Origin of the sequence: Arcticibacter sp. MXS-1, from assembly GCF_041902385.1 — a bacterium.
Taxonomy (GTDB): domain Bacteria; phylum Bacteroidota; class Bacteroidia; order Sphingobacteriales; family Sphingobacteriaceae; genus Arcticibacter.
The window spans coordinates 2,657,931-2,682,154 of sequence record NZ_CP169244.1; the positions used below are offsets into that span (position 1 = coordinate 2,657,931).

Below are 24,224 nucleotides of genomic sequence, written 5' to 3' on the forward strand. Positions count from 1 at the left end.
TTAATATTGCCGCTTTCACAATTATAGAAATGAAACGAAATAGTATAAGACAGGGCGTTCTGCTTTTGTCTTTATCCCTGGCACTTGGCGCATGCTCTTCCCAAAAGCAAACAGCAAAATGGTTCAAAAGCGGGACCTGGTACAATGGAATGAAGGCCGGACCGCATCAAACGATCGACCGGAAGGAATTTGAGCGGCAGTATGCCATGAATAAGGCATGGTGGGATAAGGCTTTTGCCTTTCTCAAAAATACTAATCTTGATTCTATTGCCCCGGGTCGTTATCCGGTTGATGGCGACAACGTTTATGTGAATGTGACGGTGAGCCCGATGCGTGATTTTGATAAAACAAAATGGGAATCGCATAAAAAGCTGATAGACCTCCAGTATACGTACAAGGGAAAAGAAAAAATGGGCATTGTCCCGGTGTCAAAAGCGAAGGTGCTTGTTCCGTATAATCCTGCTAAAGACGTAGCAAATTACGAGGCCGAAGGGAAGTACTATGTAGCAGGCCCGGGCACTTTTTATCTCTTTTTTCCGTCTGATGCCCACCGCCCCAATATCAAGATGGACGACGATCCTGCGGTGAAAAAAATCGTAGTGAAAATCAGGTATACGGAGTAAGCCGCTTTTCGATTTCATCAAAGATCTGCATGAACTCCGTTGTCAATTTTTCAAGGTAGGGCAGGAGTACCGCAGTGAGCTGCAGCTTTTGAGTTTCGGTAAAGGGATCGGGCCAGATCCGCATACAAATCCGGCCAACTGCATAGGTGATATGTCCTGGTTCGCTGTAGCTGTTGAGGTATTTTGAGCTGATGAACTCGTCGAGAAAACGAAAAAAGGGCTCGGTATCCGCAATCATATTGAGCTGCAGGAAGCGGTTGAGCGCCGGCCGGTCTGTCTCTGCAAGAAACTGGTAGAACCTGCTGGTGGTGATGATGTCCTCAGTTAGCAGGAGGCTGTCGAGCATCAGTTCCAGAGAGATATGCGCCACGAAGGAGGGGCGTACCTCTGATGTGACTAAAAAAGGGCTGATCTGAGCCCTTATATTCTGTGTGTGCCTGCAAAAGAAGTCAGACGAATGGAAGTGTTTATCAACTTCCAGATGGCGCTTCCAGCCAGCCAGCAAATGCTGCAATCTATAGTTGTCTTCAAATCGTTCCGGCGCTTTCTCCGGTCGCAAGCTCCATTCCTTCTTTGCATTTTTGACGAGATCAGGCAATACCATCCCCATAATCCGTTCTGGGTCGGATATGTGCCGGTCAAAGTAATAATGCGATAGAAAGTTCATGGTTCCTCCAGCTCGTCGGTCCTCCTCTGCCAATATAGCGATATTCACCCACTTCGCACGGTGGAGATGCCTTTCGGGTGCATGGGGTGCAGACGCTTAGCGTTAAATGATGCCGGCAATTACAGCATGCTGAAGAAGTACGATTGTTTTAACATCGTGAATTTCACCGCGTTCAAGCATGCGGCGCGCTTCAGCTGCCTGAACTTCCACCAGCTCTATATGTTCTCCTTCTTCTTTTTTCCGCCCCCCTCGTTCACTTTCAAATCCTGGGAATAGATCCCGGTGAAGAAGTAAACATATTCCATAAAGGACGCAGGAGAGCTGAAGCCTTCTGCGATTTGTCTGATTTCAGAGATCCTGTAGCCGGTCTCTTCTTCCACTTCTCTTACAATAGCGTGCTCGGGAAGTTCTCCATCGTCAATCAGTCCCGCACACGCTTCTATAATGAGCTCCGGCCGCTTTCTGCTCAGATACACGGGCAGGCGGAACTGTCGCGTAAGTAAAACTGTCTTCCTTTCCGGGTCATGGAGAAGAATGGTAGTTGCAGCGGGCCGGAAATAAATTTCGCGCTTTTGAGTTTCAGTCTGGCCATTTTGGGTGGTCTCTATCTCAAATAATTCCAGTCTGTATTTGCTGTTTGAAAGTGTTTCCTGGTTTACAATCTTAACGTCTGCCATATGTGCTTATAACAGCCAGAACACGCCCCGGTTTTAGGGAGTTTTTGAGTGCTCCACGCCGAATGTGCCCTCATATATTTAACAAGTTTCTATCTTTGCAGACCACAACACATTTTCAGACGATGAATTTTATAGAAGAACTGCGCTGGAGAGGCATGCTTCAGGATATGATGCCCGGGACCGAGGAAGAACTGAATAAAGGGATGACCTCTGGTTATATCGGTTTTGATCCAACGGCAGACTCTCTTCATGTAGGTCATCTCACTCAGATCATGACGCTGATACATTTTCAGCGCGCCGGGCACAAACCGTTTGCACTGGTTGGCGGAGCAACCGGCATGGTGGGCGACCCGTCAGGCAAGTCGGCTGAACGGAATCTGCTGTCGGAGGATGTACTGCGGCATAACGTCTCATCTATAGAGAATCAGCTTAAGAAATTCCTCGACTTTGATTGCGGAGCCAACAGTGCCGAGATGGTAAATAATTTCGACTGGTTCAAGAACTACAATTTTCTCGATTTTATTCGCGATGTAGGAAAGCACATTACCGTCAACTACATGATGGCCAAGGATTCGGTTAAAAAGAGGCTTGAAGGCGAAACGGGAATGTCGTTCACTGAATTCAGTTATCAGTTAGTTCAGGGGTATGATTACTACTGGCTCTGGAAGAACAAGGGTTGTATGGTTCAGATGGGGGGATCTGATCAATGGGGTAATATTGTGACCGGTACTGAACTGATCCGCCGGAAGGACGGTGGAAACGCTTTTGCTGTCACTACCCAGCTGATTAAAAAGGCCGATGGTACCAAGTTCGGAAAAACTGAAGGAGGTGCAGTGTGGCTTGATGCAAAGAGAACCTCTCCGTATAAATTTTACCAGTTCTGGCTGAATACGAGCGATAGTGACGCCAAGAACTGGATCAGGATCTTTTCTCTGAAGACGAAGGAAGAAATCGAGGCGATAGAGGCAGCACATGAGGCTGCTCCGCATCAGCGGGCTTTGCAGAAAGCTCTGGCAGAGGAAATCACGGTGCGTACTCATTCGGAGGAGGCTCTGCAAAAGGCTGTTAATACCTCAGAGTTCCTTTTTAGTAATGGCCCTGTTGATTTTCTGGAGAACTTAAGTGAAGAGGAAATCCTCGAAGTTTTTGAAGGCGTGCAGCAGTTCCCTGTGTCAAGAGCTGAGCTCGAGGCAGGGCTGAACGTTGCGGACCTTCTTGCAGAGAAATCAAAGGTTTTTCCATCAAAAGGTGAAGCACGGAAGATGATCCAGGGCGGCGGAGTTTCCATCAACCGGATCAAGGTAGGCGGGGCTACGGAGGTCGTGAACGCCTCCCAGCTGGTGAAGAATAAATTTATAATTGCTCAGAAAGGTAAGAAAAACTATTTCCTTCTTATTGCTCAATAGAGCGGAGGAAAGATTAGTCCCGGAGGCAACCGGAATCAATTACCCTGCTGCTATATCTCATGGATGACGCGCCACGATATCAGAGGCTGCTACTGAACAAGAAGGTTACAGCCTCTGATATCGCTGTTATCAAAGCGACCTGCTATTTCAAAGCTTCCGTTGGGGTACACCTTCCCCAGATCCTGGGTTGAAATAAACGCGCAGGAATTCCGGTTAGCAAGATCGATAATGTTGATTCCCCCTGTTCTGCCGCTTTCTACCAGCGACAAGGGATCATTGATATCTCTGGCCAGTACCCGCATCCAGGGCGGACAGCTGAAGATCCCTTCGCCCTTTGAGTAGCCTTGAGACAATAGTTCTGTCATCCCATACTCGGAGTGTATGGTTCGTACCTGAAAGCCCTGACATAAGATCTGATGTAACTCAGCCCGGACCATTTCCCGGCGTTTCCCCTTCATGCCCCCGGTTTCCATCACAATCAGTTCCGGAAAATCTATTGTGTAAGTCTCAATAAAATCGAGGAGGGCATAAGTGACGCCGATCAGCAGCACCTTTTTTTCTTTTCTTTTAAGTCGCACAGTGTCTGATAAAGGTCCTGGTGATTGTGCAGGAAATAACCGCTTAAGGGCTGTTCGCTTCCCTTGATCAGCTCGTCTACCATGTAGATGAGCGACGATCCTTCCCGCTCGAGGTAAGAGGGCAGCAGGGCAAGTATCGTATACTGGCTTACATCGCCGTAGAAAAATTCAAATCCTTTAGTAAAGCTCTCTTCATACCAGCTCAAGTCCAGCACCGGGTGTTTACTTTGAACCATACCGGTAGTGCCCGAACTGCTAAAAACAATTTCGGGAGTCGCTGTGCTGCATGAGAGGTCGTGGGTCTTGAAAAATTCCACAGGCAGGAAAGGAATCTGCCTGAAGTCAGTTAACTCTTCGGCTTGCATATTCAAGGCCTGAACGAACGATCTGTACACGCTGTTCTCCGCATACTGCAGCTTGAAAGTTGCAAGTGCGAGATCGTTGAACTCTTGCTCTGAAGCAATGGAAAATACTTGTTGTCGCAGGTCTTTTTTCACAGTGCAAAGATAGCCAGATCAAAAGGGCGAAGTATCAGATTAATGTTCTTTTCGTAAGAAGCCCCTCCAGAAGTAGCCTGAGAAGGCTGACAACCCGGCAACGAGTCCTCCAGCCAGGGCAGAGATCATCACGACAAGTATCCAGTTGAAGCGCCAATCGGGCAACATGAACATTTGTCCTATGCGGTTGGCCAGCACATTGTCGTTAGGCAGGCTTTTAACAAGTGACATGATGGTCCACAGGAGAGCAACGGCCTTAAAGCCGGAGCTAAAAGCATGGGAGCTCCTCCTGGCGCGGAATGCTGCAAAAAGAAAGGCAACAGGGCCGATGATCCACCAGGGCATAAAGAATTGAAGGACCAGACAGGCAAGAAGTATCAGTCGGGTTAACATTTGTTATTTCTTTTGAAGGGTTAGTGAATGAGTGATGTATTGCTGTTGCTCTGCAGGGGAGTGGAAAAACAGGAGCTCGGCCAGTTTCCCCCTTACCCAGGTGTTGAGCAGGTCGTCATAATGAGAACTGCCGGGGTTGCCTGACTGGCCTCCCGGGAAAACCCCGTATCCTTTGGTGGTTTTACCCAGCGAGACTACCATTCGCCAGGAGGGGCCATGACTCTCTCCCAGGGCATTGACAGAGGTTTTAGATCCGCCGGTCCAGAGCGAACGAGAGCCCAGGCCTCCAATTTTTGCGAGATGGTTTACCCGGCTTTGCTTCACGCTGGCCCAGCGCCATTCAGGACTTATGGGGCCAAACCGTCGCTCCAGACTGTCTGCTGCAAATCTGAATGCGGCCAGAACAAGTTCTTCTCTGCTTTCTTTACCAGGCGTTTTTACATTATCAAACCAATGTGAACCGGGTTCCTGCAGCAAGAGCTTGACTGTGCGGTCGCGCGAGGGGTAGCGCATAGGAACAGCGCCACTGCCGAACTCGTCAGACCATATCATGTCGTAAAGCTTCTTCTGCCAGATTTCAAAGACAGAAGCCCCTATCTCGTTAGCGTTGAAATACTTGTTCCAGCGTCTGACGATATCATACACGCCCTGCTCACTGGCAGTGAATTTCGCCCCATTGGTGCATTGCAGTAAGGTGGGCAGAATGTCTTCTGCCAGTACGCTGTAGTTGTCATTTTGCAAAACCCTCATACTGTCAACGGTCGCTCCGCTCATTACGCTGAGCCGCTTGTTGATCCTGTGGGCTCGCTCATAACCGGAGAACTCCCAGTTAATGTAGTAGGGATACGAGGCATCAGTTGAGGGTTGGTTAGCAGAACTTACAAAGCCGCGTTGCGGATTTTTTACCGTCGGATTTTGCTCCGCAGGGATCCGGCCGTGCCAGTCATTTTCAGGCCTCGAGCCGTCCAGCAGGTATTTGCCTTGTCCCCTCCATTTTAGAGGAATATAGCCATTGGCGGTTATTGCTACGTCGTTTTGGACGTCGGCAAAAACGAAGTTCTGAGCCGGCGCCGTATACCACGTGAGCGCCTTTCGGTAGTCGTTGTAGTTGCTGGCTCTGTTGAGATAGTAGAAGGTAGCCACGTCAACCGAGGGATCGTGTGCGATCCATCTTAACGCGTACCCTTCAGGCACGTTTTGTGCCTTTGAAAAAGCTGGGGGCTTGTCCAGATACACCACCGGCCCCTGATGTGTATAATAAACTGTATCAATTTGGTCTGCTTTCCCTCTAACCTTAATTTTTTCAATGCGCGGTCTGGTTTTATTCCATTTGTTATTGTACCAGTATTCGCGGTGGGTATGATCTTTAAAACGCACCTTATAGAAGTCGAGTACGTCGGCATCCACGTTCGTTACTCCCCAGGCTGCCTGTTGGTTAAAGCCGATGATAATGCAGGGCGCTCCCGGAATAGAAACCCCGTAACTGTTGGTCCCCGGCGCGGCGAGCTGCACCTGATACCAGATAGAGGGCAGTGAGAGTTCGAGATGCGGGTCGTTTGCCAGAAGCGGAAAGCCAGTTGCCGTCTTGCTTCCTGATACGGCCCAGTTGTTACTTCCAATGCCCTCGTCCTTCATGCGCGTTTTCACCGCTGATAAACCCCCGGCTGAAGCTTGTCTGTCAGGTGGAAGAGGCAGGGGAACAGGGTTGAAATTCCATTTTGTTCCCTCTGGAATAATAGGATCCTTCCGGAATGGAATATCAGGGAAAAGATCGCTGGTGACAGCTGCTCCGAATTTTTTAAGCACGTTGCTCATATAAAGCTCGTCCGATCCCCCTGCAAGGGTAGAAGACATCAGCTTTAATAAGAGGGCGGTGTTAAGAGGTGTCCACTCTTCCGGCTTATAATCCAGGATCTTGAACTCAAGCGGGTAGTCTTTTGGTTGCACCCGGCTTATGTATGCGTTTACGCCATTGGCGTAAGCTTGTATCGCCTGCTTGATCCTGGGATGTTTTTCAAGTTCCCTCAGCATATTTTCTGCTCCGAAAACCATGCCCATGCGCCGCTGATAACGGTCGAGCTCAATGGCTTTGTCACCGACAACCTCAGACAGACGGCCTCCGGCGAAGCGGCTCTGAAAATCCATTTGCCATAACCGGTCTTTCGCTGTCACATATCCCTGGGCAAAGTAGAGATCGTAGTCATTGCCCGCGAAAATGTGCGGCACTCCGTATGCATCATATGCGATGCTTGTATTTCCACGCACGTCAGCAAGCGGAAGTGTTTCGTCTGCCGCGCTCTTTCCTTCTGCGTTATTCCAAAACCCGCGAAAAGGATCGAAGAATTTCCCGATCGGGGGAATGTTGCCCAGCTTTGTATTAAACAAAAAGATCAGCGCAAGGGCAGGGAGCAGGCTTAAAGCGGCTTTAACGGTTTTCATGGTTGTATAAAGATATATCGTTTTCGCAATAAAATAACGTTAAGGATACAATACCTTCAGAATTTGAGGGATTTCTTTATATTTGACACGAAGAGTACGGCAGTAGCCGCACACCTCTTAGTTTTACTCAAACCGACTCACAAGCTGGATGTACCGGTCGTTTTAAAGACCTGAATTGGGAGACAAAACAGATGGATTCAGTTAAATCATAGATTAGTACACAAAGAATAGAATAGCGCGGGCGTTAGGATTACCCGGATTGAAGCGGCTCCTTGTGCATACACATGAAAGCGTTTCATCTGCGGCAGCCTTTTTCCCGTTTTTGAATGTAGTATTAGGTAGAAGGAAATAAACATTATCAAGGCTGCAAACAAACTTCAGCAGGATAGAAGTGTTAATGATGCACGTAAAATAAATATGAAGTCCAGGAAAAAAAGTTCAGATAACTCTCCTCAACCGAATGTCAGGTCGTACTCCAGATTTACCGATTATGATATTCATCTCTTCAAAGCCGGTAAACATTATAAGCTGTATGAGAAACTGGGGTCTCATGTGGTGGAGCCGGATGGGGGGCCTACGGGAACTTATTTCGCTGTATGGGCTCCCAGTGCAAGAAATGTTTCCGTGATCGGAAATTTCAACGGCTGGAACCGCGAGTCACATCATCTGTACCCGCGCTGGGACAGTTCGGGCATATGGGAGGGATTCATACCTAACGTGGGCGTTGGAGAGGTATACAAGTACTTCATCGTCGGCCCTTCAGACGAAGGACTTGAAAAGTCAGATCCTTACGCACTGAGATGGGAGCTGCCGCCGCACACCGCATCGATCGTATGGGACACCTGGTACGAATGGACAGATCAGGAGTGGATGTTTTCCCGCTTTCAGCGGAACGGGCTTAAGAAGCCCTGGTCGGTGTACGAGATCCACCTCGGGTCCTGGATGCGCAGTCCTGATGCTCCCGATGAATTCCTCGGTTACCGGCTCGTGGCCGATAAGCTGGTGCCCTACATCAAGGAAATGGGCTTCACGCACGTCGAGTTTATGCCTTTGATGGAACATCCATACTACCCGTCCTGGGGCTATCAGGTAACCGGTTATTTTGCTGCTTCTTCCCGTTATGGAACCCCGCAGGATCTGATGTATCTGATCGAACAGCTGCATGTTAACGGAATTGGAGTTGTGCTCGACTGGGTGCCGTCGCACTTTCCCGGCGATATGCATGGCCTCTTCAAGTTCGACGGGACCCACCTCTATGAACATTCTAATGAGAAGGAAGGGTTTCATCCCGACTGGAAGTCCTATATCTTCAATTATGGGCGCAACGAGGTACGCTCTTTCCTCATCAGTAACGCGCTATTCTGGCTTGATCGTTACCACATCGACGGGCTGCGTGTAGACGCTGTAGCCTCCATGCTGTACCGCGACTATTCGAGAAAAGAAGGGGAGTGGATCCCCAATCAGTTTGGCGGCAGAGAGAACCTGGAGGCAATCAGCTTCCTGAAGGAGCTGAACGTGGCTGTATACGGACAGTTCCCCGATGTGCAGACTATTGCAGAAGAGTCTACCGCTTTTCCTGGTGTCAGCAGGCCGGTCTTCAGCGGAGGCCTTGGCTTTGGTATGAAGTGGATGATGGGATGGATGCACGACACGCTGAAGTACTTTGAGCAGGACCCTATACACAGGCGCTACTACCACGGTCAGATCACGTTCAGCACCGTGTATGCCTTTACAGAGAACTTTATGCTTCCGCTGTCGCACGACGAAGTTGTCTACGGCAAGAAGTCGCTGATCTATAAGATGCCCGGAGACGAATGGCAAAAGTTTGCCAATCTGCGGGTTCTATATTCCTATATGTTCACTCACCCGGGGTCAAAGCTCCTGTTCATGGGCGCCGAATTTGCGCAAACAAGGGAATGGAACTTTGAGCAGTCGCTTGACTGGCACCTCCTGGACTTTAAACCACATCAGGGGATGAAGGAGCTGGTGAAAGATTTAAATCACCTTTACCGGACAGAAGGAGCGCTATACGAACGCAATTTCGAGTGGGAGGGTTTCCGTTGGATAGAATCAGGAGATGCTGAGAACTCAGTCCTTGTATATTGCAGAAGGGGAGAGGTCGGTGAAGAAAAACTGGTCATCGTTCTTAATATGACTCCGGTGCCGAGGGAAAACTACCGTGTAGGGCTCCCATATCATGGCGACTGGCAGATTATTTTCAACTCTGACGAAGTGAAGTATTATGGAAGCGGTTACGAGCTGAACTACGCGATCACCACTCAGCAGATGCCTTGGCAGGGGAGAGAACAGTCGGCTGTACTGCAGTTGCCGCCTTTGTCGGCTTTGGTGCTGAAGAGGTTTAACAGAAAGGCCAAGTTCTGGTAGTCGGGGAGTATCAGGAGTTGCCAGGAGGATTCGCGGTCCGGAGTGCTGCTGAACAATATGAGGAGCAGGATATCAAATAGCTAAACATCGGTTCCGCCCTTTAGAGACGCATAAATAACATAAAGAAAGGAGACTGAATTCAGCCTCCTTTTTTTATGTATTGTTGATGCCTGATCTTACAATGTTCCGATCAGTTCAACAAGGTCAATCAGTTTGTTAGAATAACCCCATTCGTTATCATACCAGGAAACTACTTTCACGAAGTTCTCGTTCAGAGCGATACCTGCTTTTGCATCGAAGATAGAAGTGCGGGAGTCAGTTAAGAAATCCTGAGAAACCACATCATCTTCAGTGTAGCCTAAGATGCCTTTTAATTCGCCTTCAGAAGCTTCTTTCATTGCAGCCTTGATATCAGCGTAAGAAGCTGGTTTTTCAAGACGAACGGTTAAGTCAACCACAGATACGTCAGGCACAGGAACGCGGAAAGACATACCAGTAAGTTTTCCTTTCAATGCAGGGATTACAAGAGCTACAGCTTTAGCAGCACCTGTAGAAGAAGGAATGATGTTCTGGTAAGCACCACGTCCGCCTCTCCAGTCTTTTGCAGAAGGACCATCAACTGTTTTCTGAGTAGCAGTAACTGCGTGGATAGTACTCATTAAACCTTCGATGATGCCGAATTTATCATTCAGAACTTTTGCAATAGGAGCAAGACAGTTAGTAGTACAAGAAGCGTTAGAAACGATAGTCTGATCAGCTTTCAGTTCTTTGTGGTTAACACCCATTACAAATGTAGGGGTGTCGTCTTTTGCAGGTGCAGACATTACCACTTTCTTAGCACCAGCCTGAATGTGCTTTCCTGCAGTTTCCTGAGTTAAGAATAAACCAGTAGATTCAATTACAACTTCAGCACCTACTTCTCCCCACTTTAAGTTTGCAGGATCTTTTTCTGCAGTAACACGGATAGTTTTGCCGTTCACAACCAGGTTGCCGTCTTTTACTTCAACTGTTCCGTTAAACTTACCGTGAGTAGAGTCGTAGCGAAGCATATACGCCATGTAATCTGGCTCTACAAGGTCATTAATCCCAACAATTTCAATATCGCCGCGCTCAACAGCAGCCCTGAATGCTAAACGACCGATACGGCCGAATCCGTTAATTCCTACTTTCATTTTGTTAATTTTTATTGGTGTAATAATTTAATATGTTATAAATAGGTCTTTTAATAATAGACGCAATGGTTTGATTGTTTTCCAATGCTACATCATTTAAAGCTTGCTGGAAACCCGCGGCTACCGGTCCGGTAAAATGGAGCGGCAATCCGGGATGTTTAGCCACCAGCGGCATTACGTAGTTTTCGAAGTAAAGCCTGAAGCCTGTCTTTACCAGCGTACGCACATAGTTCTGGTCGAGGTTTTCAATCAGGAAATCAGTGTACGAACTAAGGAAAAGAACAGGATTGGTTTGCTTATAGACCTTGTCAAGGATTAGCTTGCGGTCGGGGTTATACTTCTGCACGAACCGGTCTTCGAACTCTTTAGGCAATACTCCTGTGAAATAGTCCCTCAGAAGACAGCGCCCCAGCCAGTTCGATGATCCTTCATCGGCTAGTATATAGCCCATTCCAAAGTTGTTTTGCTTGATCTTTTTGCCGTTGAAGTAAGCTGCATTTGCTCCGCTCCCCAGAATGCCCACTATGCCTGGACTATCTCCGCAGGTGGCAAGGGCGGCTGCTTTCAGGTCGTGAGCAACTACGATTTTACTGTTCCGGAAAAAGCTGCCAAAGGCATTTGCGACAACTCGCTGCCGTTCTTTTGAAGAGGCTCCGGCTCCGAAGAAGTAGATCTTGCGGATCTGCTCGGCGTGATTGATCAGTTCGTTGTTTTTATTCAGGACGCTGCTGATCGCTCTTTCGTCGTTAAAGAACGGGTTGATTCCTGCTGTTTTTAGGTCACACACGATCTTCCCCTTCTCAGAGAGTTTCCAATCGGCATTGCGTGAACCACTATAAACAACAGCTATCATCTTCTCCTATATTGCCAGGATGGTAGCCATATCCAGCAAATCTTCTTCCAGTTTGAAAGAGTGATTGTGAATGGCGTCTTCCAGGTCAGTCAATTTAATTTCATTGCCTCTTAAGCCTACCATCTTGCGGTTCTCACCGGCTAACAGGGCTTTAACAGCGGCATATCCCATACGGCTTCCCAGTACACGGTCAAAGCTGCTTGGAGTTCCACCTCTTTGCAAGTGTCCTAAAATAGTCACTTTGATATCGTAGAAGTTGAATTTCTCTTTTACACGCTTTGCAACGTTGTATGCTCCGCCGTTTTTGTCGCCTTCAGCAATGATCACGATACATGAGCTCTTCTTACTCAGCGCCCCTTCTTCCAGCTTGTGGATCAGGTCGTCGATCGCTGTTTCCTTTTCAGGAAGCAGGATTGCTTCAGCACCGCCTGCAACCCCTGCGTGGAGGGCGATACAGCCGGAGTCACGTCCCATTACTTCTACGAAGAAAAGTCTGTCGTGAGAAGCAGCGGTATCTCTGATCTTATCGATGGCTTCGATCACGGTGTTGGTAGCCGTGTCATAACCTAAAGTAAAGTCAGATCCGTAAAGGTCGTTATCAATAGTTCCCGGCACACAGATCACCGGAATATCAAATTCTCTTGAAAGCTCTTCGGCGCCTGAGAAGGTCCCGTCGCCTCCGATAGGAACAAGGGCATCTATGCCTTCTTCCTTGAGGTTGTCATACGCCTTTTTACGTCCTTCGTAGGTTCTGAAGTCCACACACCTGGCAGTCTTAAGTACAGTTCCACCAAGCTGGATAATGTTCCTGACGGAACGGGCATCCATGTTAGTGAACTTTTTGTCGATCATTCCCTGGTAACCCTGATGTATCCCAACTACTTGTTTCCCAAGATAAATGCCCGTACGAACTACTGCGCGGATACAGGCATTCATGCCTGGTGCGTCTCCTCCTGAAGTAAAAACACCGATCTTATTTATACTGGCCATTGTAGTATTTTTTAATAAACTAGGGCGAATATAAGTTGTAAGTATTACACTAAGAGAAAATATAATTATTTTTTCCATTTTTGTGACAAGAATCATCATAGAACTTGCCTTGGAACAGGAACTGCCAAAATTCGAATCCGTCTTTTCCGTTGACTGTGTCATCTTCGGGTTTGAAGAAGGAGTGTTAAAGGTCTTACTTATAGAACGTAACGAAGCGCCGTACAAGGACTGGTGGGCGCTGCCCGGCTACCTTGTGGAGCCTGATGAGGGCATTGAGGAAGCAGCAGAAAGGATCCTGTTCGAGTTTACCGGACTAAAAGATATCTTCCTTGAGCAGCTCTATACCTTCGGCGACGTAAACCGGCACCCGCAGGGGCGCCTGATCACCATTGCCTACTATGCCATGATGCGGCTTACCGGTAAGAAAGACGATCTGCGTCCTTCTTCTGCCTTTGTCAAGAAAGCTTTCTGGCATCCCGTCTCCGACCTGCCGAAGCTCGCATTCGACCATTCCCTCATCTTCGAGAAGAGCCTGCAAAAGATCAGGCGGAAGATCAGCTATTCGCCCATCGCTTTTGAGCTGCTGCCAGAGAAGTTTACCCTCACCCAGCTGCAGAACCTCTATGAAGCAATCCTGAATAAGAAGCTTGACAAGAGGAATTTCAGGAAAAAAATGCTGAATTACGACATACTAAAGGAGCTCGACGAAAAGCAACAGGGGGTGTCTTATCGTGCGGCAAAGTATTATAAGTTTGACAGGCGTAAATACAACCGGCAGTTTCATAAGGAGCTTTCCTTCGTGAAGGACGAGTAGGAGGGAAGCTGTACAGAGGCGGGAAATAGCGCATCCGCTATTACCTCAAACCAAAGGGCCGGGGCAACAGCGGATGCGGTATGTTTTACTTTCCGGGATGTTCAATATGGAACTTCACCAGATTGTCTATTGGAGAACGGATAATAGTACCCATCTTCATTCCGTATTCAGTGGCTACTTCCTCCAGTACATTTCTGAAGTTATAAGCTACCGAGCCGATGCAGTTAAATTCATAGTCCTGGTAATTCGGATAATGGCTTACCAGATTTTTGAAGAAATCATTAAACGATGATTTAACCAGGTTATGGGTATACTCAATGTTGTCTGTATTGTCGTATACAAACTTGCTGAAGCTGGCGCAGAACCTGTTTGCCAGAGGTTTGGAGTAAACGTTTTCCTGAATATCGTCAGGGGTTAGCTGATAGGTCTTCCAGAAGGTTTCGCGGACAGCCTTCGGCATATATCCTCTCAGATAGTCAGTCAGAAGCTTTTTTCCGATATAGCATCCGCTGCCTTCATCACCGAGAATGTAAGCAGCCGAATCAATCTGATATTCGATGCCTTCGCCGTCGTAGATACAGGTATTTGTGCCGGTTCCCAGGATGGCAGCAAAGCCTGCATTAGTACCCAGTAATGCCCGTGCAGCAGCAAGAAGATCGTGACCGACAAAGATTGAGCTCTTCGTAAATACAGTACCCAGCGCCTCTTCCAGAATAGCCACTTTTTCCTCGTTATGAACACCGGCTCCATAGAAGTTCACTTCTGTGATGTTCTCAAAGTCCAGATCATCCGGCAGGTTTTTCCTGAGCGATTCAATCACATACTCTTTCGACACAAAGTAGGGATTGTATCCTTCGGTGTTAAAATAGATCTTTTTGTTTTCATTGTTCAGGAGACACCAGTTCGTTTTTGTTGATCCCCCATCGGCTATGATAATCATTTTCGGTACTTGATAGTTAAGTTAGAGAACATAAATAAAGGTTAAAAGTAAATATTTCCTGAAGATTGCATAAAAATCTTTCGGTTTTTAATGGCATTATTACATTTACACTATAATGTATTTGTGTTATGATAGTTGATCTTAGAAGTGATACGGTAACAAAGCCTACAACAGCGATGCTGGAGGCAATGTTTGCTGCAAAAGTAGGGGATGACGTTCTGGAGGAAGATGAGACGGTTAGCGCGCTGGAAGAAAAGCTTGCAGGGATGTTTGGTATGGCCGCAGGTCTGTTCTGCCCTTCGGGAACAATGACCAACCAGATCGCCATCAAGTGCTTCACCCAGCCCATGGATGAAGTGATCTGTGACGAGTCATCTCACGTTTACCGCTACGAGGGTGGCGGCATAGCGTTCAATTCCGCAGCTTCTGTAAAGCTCCTGAGAGGCAACAGGGGCAGGCTCACCGCTGAGCTTATCGAACCACATGTCAACCCGGCTGATATTCATTACCCCAGGACTTCTCTTGTTGTATTGGAAAACACGGCTAACAAGGGAGGAGGGAGTTACTATACCCTTGACCAGATTGAGCCGATCTATCATCTGTGCCGCCTTAAAAAGCTAAGTCTGCATCTTGATGGCGCACGGATCTTTAACGCTCTTGCGGAAAGCGGAGACGCGGCAAGAGAATACGGACGATTCTTCGATGGAATCTCTGTTTGTCTTTCAAAGGGACTCGGGGCACCCGTTGGCTCTGTTTTACTGGGAAGTGAAGACACCATACAGAGAGCGAAGCGTATCAGGAAAGCAATGGGCGGCGGGATGCGGCAGGCCGGTTATCTGGCTGCTGCAGGCATCTATGCCCTCGATCATCACGTACATCGGCTCAAGGAAGATCACGTGCACGCAAGAATTATTGGGGAGCAACTCCAGAATCTCTCGTACGTGGAGGAAATATTGCCTGTACGAACGAACATTGTCATTTTCCGGCTGAATGAGAAAATTAACGCCGACGACTTTGTTCACACCCTGGCTTCACATGGTGTGAAATGCAGTAAGTTTGGCTACCAGTCGATCCGCTTTGTGACTCATCTTGACGTGAATGCCGACATGGTAGGGTATACGGTGGAGGTGCTTAAAAAGGCATATTAGCACAGAGCTGAAAGGCGGGGGAGGTGTGTGAGATGGCTGACGGAATGTCTTTCGCCAGCCAGCTCACACACCTTTTAGTTTCTGTTAACGCTTTTTGTCAAGGCTCTTTGCTACGGCCGATGCAATCAGTCCTCCGGCCAGATAAAGAGAGGTGGTAAGGATCTGAGTCTTCGCCGTTTTGTTGCTGTGGGCGGGGTTAAGGCCGATGTACTTTGGCAACACTACTGCACCTATTCCGGCAGCCAGACCAAGTAACGATCCGCTTGTCCAAACTTTCTTGTTGCGGGCTACCGCAAAGCTATAGTAGGCGGCATTGCTGATAATGTCACCCGCCAGGGTCGCTTTAAACAGCTTGTCTTCCGAGGGGACCGGCTGTTCGGAGTGCCTCAATATTTTCGAAAGTGCATCCATGCCCAGAAGATCCATCCGGGGTGCTTCACTGTCAACTCTTTTAACAACTTCGTGAATCAGGGTAACTGCAAGAGCTCCTGCTAGTCCGCCCCCAATAGCTGATAATATTTTCATATATGGTATTTGTGTTTTAAAGGCAAAGCCCTCTATCCGCATGTTATTTTCACCTTCCTGATGATTTGCTCATGCTGGTAGCATATGTAGACTAAAAAGGATTATCAGCGCAAATTGTTTATTTGGGTGCGTATTTTGATTTCCTTAGCCGAAGAGATCGCTGCTAAGATAACGGTCGCCTCTGTCGCAAACGATAAATACGATCACACCCGACTCCAGTTCCTCAGCTAGCTTCAGGGCCGCGTAGGCAGCACCACCGCTGCTCATGCCTGCAAAGATTCCTTCGGTGCGGGCGAGCTCTCTTGTGGTCCGCGTAGCGTCCTCCTGCGAAATGTCGATAATGCGGTCTACACGGCTGGCATCAAAGATCTTAGGTAAATAGGCTTCAGGCCACCTCCGTATTCCGGGTATTGAAGAGTCTTCCGAGGGCTGGCATCCGATGATCTGAACGGATGGGTTTTGTTCCTTCAGATAGATGGAGTTGCCCATGATCGTTCCGGTGGTACCCATTGCGCTCACGAAGTGGGTGATAGACCCCTGGGTATCGCGCCATATTTCCGGACCGGTGGTATGATAGTGTGCTTTGTAGTTGTCGGGATTGGAAAACTGGTTAAGCAGAAAGTAGTCAGATCCTGTCCCCTTTTCCTCCGCGTAATCGCGGCAGGTTTCCATACTGTCGAGCAGGATCACTTTCGCGCCGAAGGCTTCCATCGTGAGCGTTCGCTCGCGGGTAGAGTTAGATGGCATAACGAGCTCAAGCTGCAGATCGAACAATCTGGCCATCATTGCCAGCGCGATTCCGGTGTTGCCGCTCGTTGCTTCAATAAGCTTCATGCCGGGTTTAATATCACCTCTTTCTATGGCATTTCTAATCATGAATAAGGCCGCCCTGTCTTTTACGCTGCCCCCCGGGTTATTGCCTTCAAGCTTCGCGTAGACTTTCACCCGGGGGTTCCTGTTCAGTTTCACGATTTCCGCCAGAGGAGTGTTTCCCACTAAATCTATTATGCCTGCCATTTCGTTGATGTTTAAAATTTTCGTTCTAATACTTTTATCTGGGGCTCATGGTATACCACCGAGCCCGCAGGAACGCTCTTTGTCAGCCATACGTTCCCGCCTATGATGCTGTTGTCGCCGATGTTGGTGTCTCCGCCCAATATGGTGGCCCCTGAGTAGATCACCACATGGTGCCCCACTGTAGGGTGTCTTTTAACAGAGGCCATGCTCTTTTCTACACTCAGGGCGCCCAGGGTAACGCCCTGATAGAGTTTTACATGGTGGCCAATTTCGGTTGTTTCTCCTATTACAATGCCCGTGCCATGGTCAATATACAAATACTCGCCTATTTTGGCTCCGGGATGTATATCGATGCCTGTCTTCGAGTGTGCATATTCGGTCAGGATCCGTGGCAGCAGGGGAATATCGAGAGAAAGCAGGGCATGTGCAAGCCGGTAGAAGGATATGGCATAAAAGCCCGGGTAAGCTCTGATCACCTCAAATTCACTCCGCGCGGCAGGGTCTCCCTCCAGAATGGCGGATACGTCAGTGTTCAATACCCGGTAGAGCTCCGGAATACGCGAGAAGAACGCCCTTGCCGCCTCTTCACTATTGCAGCTTTCGCAGGCTCCGGTCGAATCCATGATCTTTTTCAGCTGGATCTGCGATGCGCTGATCTCGTCTTCTATTTCCCGGATTGAATTGTAAAGGCGTTTTGACTGCTCTGGATATAAGAGTCGTATCAGGCCTAAAGCCCATGCGGCTATTTCCTTGTTGGAAGGAACGGCTTCTATATGCTGGTGTTTGTCAAACAGGTGCTGATAAAAATCTCTGTTCATATTGCTTGGTCGTTCCCCCATAATATCCATTCGTTATGCAATGTTAGGAAAAAGAACTTTTACTTGTCAAAATTGCTCTGCAAAAACGGTCTTTGCCAGCCTCCGTCTTCTCTGCCGTCCAGACGGAAACGGCACGAAAGCTAGCACGGCTGTAAGAACCCTTCAAGAGTTGCGCCCGCAACGGCGAAAGAAGAAGGTAGGCTAATTCTTCTTCTTTCCCTTTAAACCGGCCCGTTTCATAGCCATTACAGCAGGATCCCTTCTATGCCTGCTTTTTTGAAAAGTCTATTTGTTTTATTGAGATAATTAAATGCTTTTTAAAGGCCTCAATGAGATCGCTTCGCTAAGTTTTAATGCCCACAAAGAACACTCATCAGCTTTCATCTCCCGTTTTAGAGCGCGGCTCATGAGTGTTTTTCTGGAAACTATAAATCAGATAAAAAAGGGCCGGTAAGATAAAAATACTTCCCAGCAGCAGGGCAAGTGCAAGCATGCTGATGGCCTTCTCGTTCCCGCTGTGCTCAAGTAAGGAAAGATAGCTGCCTCCCTTCAGCACCACAATCTTCGGAAAGTGATGTACTGTAGCAGCGAACAGGATCATGGTTATCTGGAAGCCTGCCAGAATCCGCAACATGCCGCTTTTTTCTTTACTGAGGAGGTACCACAGAATGACCAGGGAGATGGTAGCAGCAATGATAGCTGCAAGACCTGCTGCATTGCCGAAGATCCAGCTAAGCAGGGGAATTCCCTCCATATAAGCAACAGTAAAGACCACTGCCCCGCAGATCACAGCGGCGATGCTCATCTGCTTCGACTTTCGGATGAACCTCATCCGGTCGGCAATATTGTCGGTCTCCCCAACCAGATAAATAGCTGCAAGAAAGCCACAGATAGCCACAGTGAAAAGACCAACAGAAACCGGAAACCAGTCGAGCCAGCTGAATACGTATGCCGAGAGGAAATCCTGTGCGTTCGGATCAATGTGACCAGACACTGCGCTTCCCGCAATAATGCCCAGAAAGAGGGGGTAAGAAAGCTGGAGTATACGAAGATCCGGTTATAGAGCACCTGCATTTCGTCAACCACCGCGTCGTAATGGCGGAAAGTGAAAGCCGTTCCTCTTGCAATGATCCCGAGCAGCATCAGTACGAGCGGGATGTGCAGGTAAACCGACATGGTGGAATAAATAGTCGGGAACCCGACAAACAGGATCACAATGGTGATAATGAGCCACATATGATTGGCTTCCCACACCGGACCTATTGCCCGGTACATGGTTTTGCGGGTCACTTTCTTGTTATCGGCAGATGTGAAAAGCTCAATAATTCCGGCGCCAAAGTCGGCTCCGCCCAGTAAAAGGTATAAAAGGATGGCAGCCCAGAGATAAACGATTACGACGTACAACATAATTTCATTTTTTAATGTGACAGTTCGTCGGATGGAACATCATATAATTTGTCGACCATTTTGATCTGTCGGTATAGCATGAAGATCACGACAAATGACAGCGATACATAGACAGCTGTGAAGACGTAAAAGGAGTAGACGATACCGGGCATAGGAGTAACGGCGTCCGCTGTCCGCATAATGCCCTGTATGATCCAGGGTTGCCGTCCAACCTCTGTGACTGTCCAGCCGGCTTCCACCGCCAGAAATCCAAAGGGGGTAGCGAAAGCAAAGAGCTGAAGAAGCCAGCGCTTATCAAGCCATTGCTTTTTCTTCCATAGCGCTATAAAGTAAAGAATGGCGATCATGAGCATTAACATTCCGCAGCCAACCATGATCTGAAATGCGTAGTGCGTGATGGCAACGGGTGGTCTGTCTTCGGGCGGAATAGTATCAAGTCCTTTTACCTCTGCGTCGAAATCGCCTGTTGCCAGATAGCTGAGCATGCCGGGGATCTTGATAGCGTAGTTAACCTTTTGGCCCTTCTCGTCGGGGATGCCGCCGAGCACGAGTGCCGCCGATTTTTCTGTGTGGAAATGTGCTTCCATGGCAGCCAGTTTTGCAGGCTGCCTCCGGGCAACATCCTTTGCAGAAATATCGCCGCTAAGGGGTTGCAGAATGGCGGCCACTCCCCCAAATAGCGCAGCGATCTTGAAAGACCGGGTGTGGAAGTTCACGTTTTTCTTCTTAAGGATCATAATGGCGTGCACTCCCGCTACCGCAAACCCAGTAGCGGCAAAGGCAGCAAGGCACATGTGAAGGGCCTGGGAGAACCAGGCGTCATTGAACATCGCCTTTATGGGGTCGATATTCAGATATTGCCCATTCACGTAGTCGAAGCCTGCAGGGCTGTTCATCCAGCCATTCGCTGCTACAACCAGGATGCCCGAGACCAGTCCGCTGATGCCAACCACCAGACCGGTTACCCAGTGAAACCAGGGGTTAAAGCGGTTCCACCCATACAGGAAGAATCCCAGGGCAATGGCTTCAATAAAGAAAGCCGTTCCCTCCAGCGAAAAGGGCATGCCGAAAATTGGCCCTGCATGTTTCATAAAGGTGGGCCAGAGCAAGCCCAGCTCGAACGACAGGACCGTTCCTGATACCGCGCCTGTGGCAAAGAAGATAGCCACTCCTTTGCTCCATGCCCTGGTGATGTTCCGATAAACGGGATTGCCTGTTTTAAGCCAGAGGTAATGCGCAACAGCCATAAAGAATGGCATAACCATCCCAATACAGGAGAACACGATATGGAAGCCTAATGAGACCGCCATCTGTGAACGTGCAGCTAGAAAATCGTTCATATCTTATGCGAGAAGTGTTTAATGTAAAGGACTGCGTGCCCTTGTGATAAGCTCTATCCACCCGTTGTGCACGCCTGCCTGCACAGAGCATGCGGCAATATTAAAGATTTAAATGTTCAATACCAATTGGAGAACAGGCCGAGGCAAGGGTTATGAAGAAGATGACGGAAGCGTGAAAATAAAGTCTGAACCCACGCCCTTTTCGCTTTTTACCGAAATGCTGCCCTTGTTTGCTTCGATAAAATCTTTACACATGATGAGTCCGAGGCTGGTCCCTTTTTCATTGTTCGTGCCCGTGGTGCTCACGTTCGTGATCTGGAAGATGCTGTCGAGCCGCTCGTTCTCAATACCCACCCCCGTGTCTTTGATGGTGAACTGCGTCTCAGCTCCTTTCGTCTCAGCAAGTATGCTCACCTTGCCACCACGGGTAGTGAACTTGATGGCGTTCGACAACATGTTCCTCACAACGAAGTCAAAGTGGTCGGGATCAGAGTACAACTCTATGTCGGGCTGAACAAAGTTTTCAATCTTAATCAGTTTATTTTCCGCTGTAGCGGAAAGCAGCTGGACGTTGCGGTCAACAATCGCCGCGGGATTAAAGTTTTGAGGCTTCAGCCTGATCCCCTTAATCTGCATTTCACCCCATTTCAGCAGCTGATTGAGGGTATCAAGAGATGCATTACAGTTGACGATCAGCTTGCCCACAATTTCATGCTTTTCGTCGGGTGTAATGTCATCGTCGTCAATGATGAACAGCAAATTGATCACGGAAGTGATAGGGAGGCGCAGGTCGTGTGCCAGGATCGAAAAGAACTTGTCCTTCACCGTATTCGACTCCTTTAAGCTGGCGTTGGCTTTATTCAGGAGGGCATTCAGTTTCTTTGTCTTGAGGTAGAAATAGCCCACTATAAGAAGGACTATAAGAACACAGGCCGTTATCCCCAGGATGATCTTTCTTTCAAGGCTCTGGCGGGCGTTTTCATATTTTAGTTCCTTCACTCTTGCCTGAGATTTGCTCAGCTCGTACTCGGCCTGCAGGTTTGATATCTGCTGCGCCATGTCCTGATAGAAGAAGCTGTCGGCAAGGGCGTTGCTCCGCTCCTTTAATGAAAGAGCTTCTTTATAGTTTTTAAGGTACTTATGCAAGTCGCCCAGGCGCTGGAGTATGTCTATCTCCTGCCGGTAGGCGCCTTTCTCTCTCACCAGCTTCAGTCCGTCGTGCAGATAGCCCAGGCTTTTCTGGGCGTTGTCTTTCCCATAAACATCTGCAAGGGCCGTCAGCGTTTGCAGTTCCCTGATATAGTTTTGTATCTCGCGGGAGCGCTTCAGGGCAGACTCAAGGAGCTCAATGGACTTGTCTTTATTGCCTGCCTTCGCGTACACGGACGCCAGATTGTTGATCAGGGTGATGTTCAGGCCCCAGAACTCGGGTTTGCTGCTCTGGTTAATGCCTTTTTTAATATAAAAAATGGCATTGCCGAACTCTTTCTTCTCGCGATAGACGATTCCGAAGTTATTGCAAATGTTGAGTGAGAGTCCCGAGAACGGAAGCTTCTTGTCGAGCTGCTCCGCTTTTTTCAGGTAGACCAGGGCTTTGTCGTATTGTTTCTGACCCATATAGCCCTCGCCAAGCGTGACATTTGCCTCCATAATGCCGGCTTTGTCATTAATTGACTCGCTTAGTTTCAGTGCATCGAGAAAATAGCCGATCGCCTTATCATAGTTCCCTTTGCGAAGTTCAACTACCCCCAGCCTGATGGTCTCTGCTGCTTCTCCTTTTTTGTCGCCGATCTCCCGGTAAATGGAGGCAGCCCTCAGGTATTTCTGGCGCGACTCAATAAACTTTCCGAAGTTATCATCGATCATCCCTAACTGGTTTAGCATTCGCGCCAGGCCGGTGCTGTCTTTTCTTGCCAGAGCCAGGGCCATTCCCTTTTTTGCAAAAAAGGTTGCAGAGTCGGGTTTATAGTAGCGGTATCTTTTTACGAGCTTCTCATAGTCCTGAATGCGCTGTTCCGGGTGCTTCTCTGATGGTTGGTTCGAGGCCTGGCTGCAAAAACTGGTGAGAAACTGTACAGACAGAATTAAAATAAGCGCGACCCTGTAAAACAGCATGTATTCAAAAACAAATCGATAGTGATGCACATAAAATGCTGAGGTAAAGATAGTCTGTTCCGCCCAGCATCTGAAATATTTGTTTAGATAGCGTATTTGGCATTTCTATTAGGTTTATTGATGCGGACGACGGAACTTTGCGGCATGGAAAATACGGAGGAAAGTGTAGAGGGAGGCAGGAGCGCGACGGTTAAAAAGCAAAGTGTTCAGTCGATGGGGCTTTGTATTTTTCTCGCTGGCTTATCGTGTTTCGCGCAGCTGTATCTTTTTCAGCCCATCATGCCCGAACTCTCCAGACAGTTTCATGTGAATCCGGCGGAGAGTAGTTTCTCCGTCTCATTTTCTACTTTCGGAATGGCTATCGGCCTTTTTAGTGGTCTCTTTTTTGCTGACCGCGTCGCGCGGAAAAAGCTTATTGCTTTCGCCCTCATTAGTTCTTCCTTGCTCACCATCCTTTCTTCTTTTGCCGGGTACTTCTGGCTTCTTATTGCTATAAATACCGTGAAGGGAATCCTGCTGGCAGGCTCCGCCTCGATCATCGTGGCCTATATTGCAGAAGAAGTTGACCCTGCAGTACTTGGCACCGTGACCAGTATGAACATTGCAGGGAATGCAGTTGGCGGCATGAGCGGCCGCATCGTCACCACGCTGCTCACCGGCTGGTATTCCTGGCACGCAGCTACTTTTTTTATCGGCGTGTTTTGTCTTTTGTGCGGTCTCCTCTTCGCCTGGCTGGCGCCCCGCTCTGCGCATTTCAGGCCTGTAGCAATCAACGTCCGGAGTAAAATAGGGGAGATGCGCAGACATCTGGCCATAAAGCCGCTGCTGTCAGTATTTATTCTCGGCGCTATTCTGCTAGGATGCTTTGTAAGTGTCTACAATTATCTCGGTTTCAGGCTGGAGGCAGCTCCATTCAGTCTCCCTCATCATCTGATTGCCCTGATCTACCTGATGTATATCATTGGCACGGCAGGCTCGCTTTTTGGAGGGATCTACTCAGACAGGATCGGAACGCGCCCTGTGTTGATTCTTATGATGTTCCTGATGTTCATAGCGCTGTTATTCCTCTTCCCCTCGGAGATCCTTTCTGTTACAGCAGGCCTTGGGATCTTTACATTTGCTTTTTTTGGTGCTCATGCAGTTGCCAGCCGCGTTGTTGCTCAGTTTATCCCCGCGGAGCGCTCAACGAGCATATCACTTTATCTTTTATTTTATTACCTGGGCTCAAGTATCCTCGGGACGGGCACCGGCCTGGTAATGCATCAATGGGGATGGAAGGTTTTCCTGTTTTCTTTGGGCATCCCGGTTCTGGCAGGGCTCATGTTAATTCTGACCATGAGCAGAAGCGTGAACAGGGGAGTGTGGTCCTCGACCGACAGAAGTTTAAAAAAATAAAACTTTTGACTCTCGTTTTTCCTTA

The 24,224-nt window shown here is 48.4% G+C and carries 21 protein-coding genes and 1 pseudogene; 6 read left to right on the forward strand and 16 right to left on the reverse strand.

The window, feature by feature from the left end; all coding sequences use genetic code 11:
- Window positions 1-29 precede the first annotated feature (29 nt).
- On the forward strand, window positions 30-623 hold the full coding sequence (locus ACES2C_RS11535) for a YhcH/YjgK/YiaL family protein (RefSeq protein ID WP_374163259.1): 594 nt from the start codon (window positions 30-32) through the stop codon (window positions 621-623).
- On the opposite strand, the gene ACES2C_RS11540 is transcribed toward ACES2C_RS11535, so the two are convergent.
- Window positions 607-1,290, reverse strand: coding sequence for a hypothetical protein (locus tag ACES2C_RS11540; RefSeq protein ID WP_374163260.1), 684 nt, complete (start codon window positions 1,288-1,290; stop codon window positions 607-609). The genes ACES2C_RS11535 and ACES2C_RS11540 overlap by 17 nt on opposite strands.
- Window positions 1,291-1,505: 215 nt before the next feature.
- A complete protein-coding gene (locus ACES2C_RS11545) occupies window positions 1,506-1,967 on the reverse strand; it encodes an NUDIX domain-containing protein (protein WP_374163261.1) in 462 nt (153 codons plus the stop codon).
- 122 nt (window positions 1,968-2,089) lie between these two features.
- Here ACES2C_RS11545 and tyrS point away from each other — a divergent pair, with 122 nt between their 5' ends.
- Window positions 2,090-3,373 carry a tyrosine--tRNA ligase gene (gene tyrS / locus ACES2C_RS11550; RefSeq protein WP_374163262.1) on the forward strand — a complete coding sequence of 428 codons (1,284 nt, stop codon included), beginning with the start codon at window positions 2,090-2,092 and terminating at the stop codon, window positions 3,371-3,373.
- Window positions 3,374-3,462: 89 nt separating this feature from the next.
- On the opposite strand, the gene ACES2C_RS11555 is transcribed toward tyrS, so the two are convergent.
- The 4 genes from ACES2C_RS11555 to ACES2C_RS11570 are packed head-to-tail and all read right to left on the reverse strand — an operon-like array spanning window position 3,463 to window position 7,280.
- Window positions 3,463-3,951, reverse strand: a complete 489-nt coding sequence (locus ACES2C_RS11555) for a hypothetical protein (protein ID WP_374163263.1) — start codon at window positions 3,949-3,951, stop codon at window positions 3,463-3,465.
- Window positions 3,915-4,448 carry a hypothetical protein gene (locus ACES2C_RS11560; RefSeq protein ID WP_374163264.1) on the reverse strand — a complete coding sequence of 178 codons (534 nt, stop codon included), beginning with the start codon at window positions 4,446-4,448 and terminating at the stop codon, window positions 3,915-3,917. Before ACES2C_RS11560 ends, ACES2C_RS11555 begins: the two co-directional genes overlap by 37 nt.
- Before the next feature lie 39 nt (window positions 4,449-4,487).
- Window positions 4,488-4,841 carry a hypothetical protein gene (locus ACES2C_RS11565; protein WP_374163265.1) on the reverse strand — a complete coding sequence of 118 codons (354 nt, stop codon included), beginning with the start codon at window positions 4,839-4,841 and terminating at the stop codon, window positions 4,488-4,490.
- Window positions 4,842-4,844: 3 nt separating this feature from the next.
- On the reverse strand, window positions 4,845-7,280 hold the full coding sequence (locus ACES2C_RS11570; protein WP_374163266.1) for a penicillin acylase family protein: 2,436 nt from the start codon (window positions 7,278-7,280) through the stop codon (window positions 4,845-4,847).
- A gap of 417 nt (window positions 7,281-7,697) precedes the next feature.
- Between ACES2C_RS11570 and glgB the strand changes: the two genes are divergently transcribed.
- Window positions 7,698-9,665 carry a 1,4-alpha-glucan branching protein GlgB gene (gene glgB / locus ACES2C_RS11575; protein WP_374163267.1) on the forward strand — a complete coding sequence of 656 codons (1,968 nt, stop codon included), beginning with the start codon at window positions 7,698-7,700 and terminating at the stop codon, window positions 9,663-9,665.
- A 176-nt stretch (window positions 9,666-9,841) separates the two neighbouring features.
- Here glgB and gap read toward each other — a convergent pair whose 3' ends face one another.
- The 3 genes from gap to pfkA are packed head-to-tail and all read right to left on the reverse strand — an operon-like array spanning window position 9,842 to window position 12,680.
- A complete protein-coding gene (gene gap / locus ACES2C_RS11580; RefSeq protein ID WP_374163268.1) occupies window positions 9,842-10,837 on the reverse strand; it encodes a type I glyceraldehyde-3-phosphate dehydrogenase in 996 nt (331 codons plus the stop codon).
- Between the two features lie 4 nt (window positions 10,838-10,841).
- Window positions 10,842-11,690, reverse strand: coding sequence for a hypothetical protein (locus ACES2C_RS11585; protein ID WP_374163269.1), 849 nt, complete (start codon window positions 11,688-11,690; stop codon window positions 10,842-10,844).
- Between the two features lie 6 nt (window positions 11,691-11,696).
- Window positions 11,697-12,680 carry a 6-phosphofructokinase gene (gene pfkA / locus ACES2C_RS11590; protein ID WP_374163270.1) on the reverse strand — a complete coding sequence of 328 codons (984 nt, stop codon included), beginning with the start codon at window positions 12,678-12,680 and terminating at the stop codon, window positions 11,697-11,699.
- Between the two features lie 109 nt (window positions 12,681-12,789).
- On the opposite strand from pfkA, the gene ACES2C_RS11595 reads away from it, so the two are divergent.
- Complete coding sequence (locus ACES2C_RS11595) at window positions 12,790-13,494, forward strand: NUDIX domain-containing protein (RefSeq protein WP_374166946.1); 705 nt, start codon at window positions 12,790-12,792, stop codon at window positions 13,492-13,494.
- A gap of 85 nt (window positions 13,495-13,579) precedes the next feature.
- On the opposite strand, the gene ACES2C_RS11600 is transcribed toward ACES2C_RS11595, so the two are convergent.
- A complete protein-coding gene (locus tag ACES2C_RS11600) occupies window positions 13,580-14,434 on the reverse strand; it encodes an N-acetylglucosamine kinase (RefSeq protein ID WP_374163271.1) in 855 nt (284 codons plus the stop codon).
- Window positions 14,435-14,562: 128 nt separating this feature from the next.
- Here ACES2C_RS11600 and ACES2C_RS11605 point away from each other — a divergent pair, with 128 nt between their 5' ends.
- The gene (locus tag ACES2C_RS11605) at window positions 14,563-15,582 is read left to right on the forward strand and encodes a low specificity L-threonine aldolase (RefSeq protein ID WP_374163272.1); all 1,020 of its coding nucleotides are present in this window, start codon (window positions 14,563-14,565) and stop codon (window positions 15,580-15,582) included.
- A gap of 84 nt (window positions 15,583-15,666) precedes the next feature.
- Here the strand turns inward: ACES2C_RS11605 and ACES2C_RS11610 are convergent, their stop codons facing one another.
- From ACES2C_RS11610 to ACES2C_RS11635, 6 genes and pseudogenes are all read right to left on the reverse strand, one after another.
- Window positions 15,667-16,107 (reverse strand): hypothetical protein, encoded by a 441-nt coding sequence (locus tag ACES2C_RS11610; protein ID WP_374163273.1) that lies wholly within the window; start codon window positions 16,105-16,107, stop codon window positions 15,667-15,669.
- Between the two features lie 144 nt (window positions 16,108-16,251).
- Complete coding sequence (gene cysM, locus ACES2C_RS11615; protein ID WP_374163274.1) at window positions 16,252-17,124, reverse strand: cysteine synthase CysM; 873 nt, start codon at window positions 17,122-17,124, stop codon at window positions 16,252-16,254.
- An 11-nt stretch (window positions 17,125-17,135) separates the two neighbouring features.
- Entirely contained in the window at window positions 17,136-17,942 is an 807-nt protein-coding gene (gene epsC / locus ACES2C_RS11620; RefSeq protein ID WP_374163275.1) for a serine O-acetyltransferase EpsC, read from the reverse strand.
- A gap of 373 nt (window positions 17,943-18,315) precedes the next feature.
- A pseudogene (locus ACES2C_RS11625) lies at window positions 18,316-19,349 on the reverse strand (cytochrome d ubiquinol oxidase subunit II).
- Between the two features lie 11 nt (window positions 19,350-19,360).
- On the reverse strand, window positions 19,361-20,689 hold the full coding sequence (locus ACES2C_RS11630; protein ID WP_374163276.1) for a cytochrome ubiquinol oxidase subunit I: 1,329 nt from the start codon (window positions 20,687-20,689) through the stop codon (window positions 19,361-19,363).
- A 150-nt stretch (window positions 20,690-20,839) separates the two neighbouring features.
- Window positions 20,840-22,804 carry a tetratricopeptide repeat protein gene (locus ACES2C_RS11635; RefSeq protein ID WP_374163277.1) on the reverse strand — a complete coding sequence of 655 codons (1,965 nt, stop codon included), beginning with the start codon at window positions 22,802-22,804 and terminating at the stop codon, window positions 20,840-20,842.
- A gap of 144 nt (window positions 22,805-22,948) precedes the next feature.
- Here ACES2C_RS11635 and ACES2C_RS11640 point away from each other — a divergent pair, with 144 nt between their 5' ends.
- Complete coding sequence (locus tag ACES2C_RS11640; RefSeq protein ID WP_374163278.1) at window positions 22,949-24,199, forward strand: MFS transporter; 1,251 nt, start codon at window positions 22,949-22,951, stop codon at window positions 24,197-24,199.
- Window positions 24,200-24,224 lie beyond the last annotated feature (25 nt).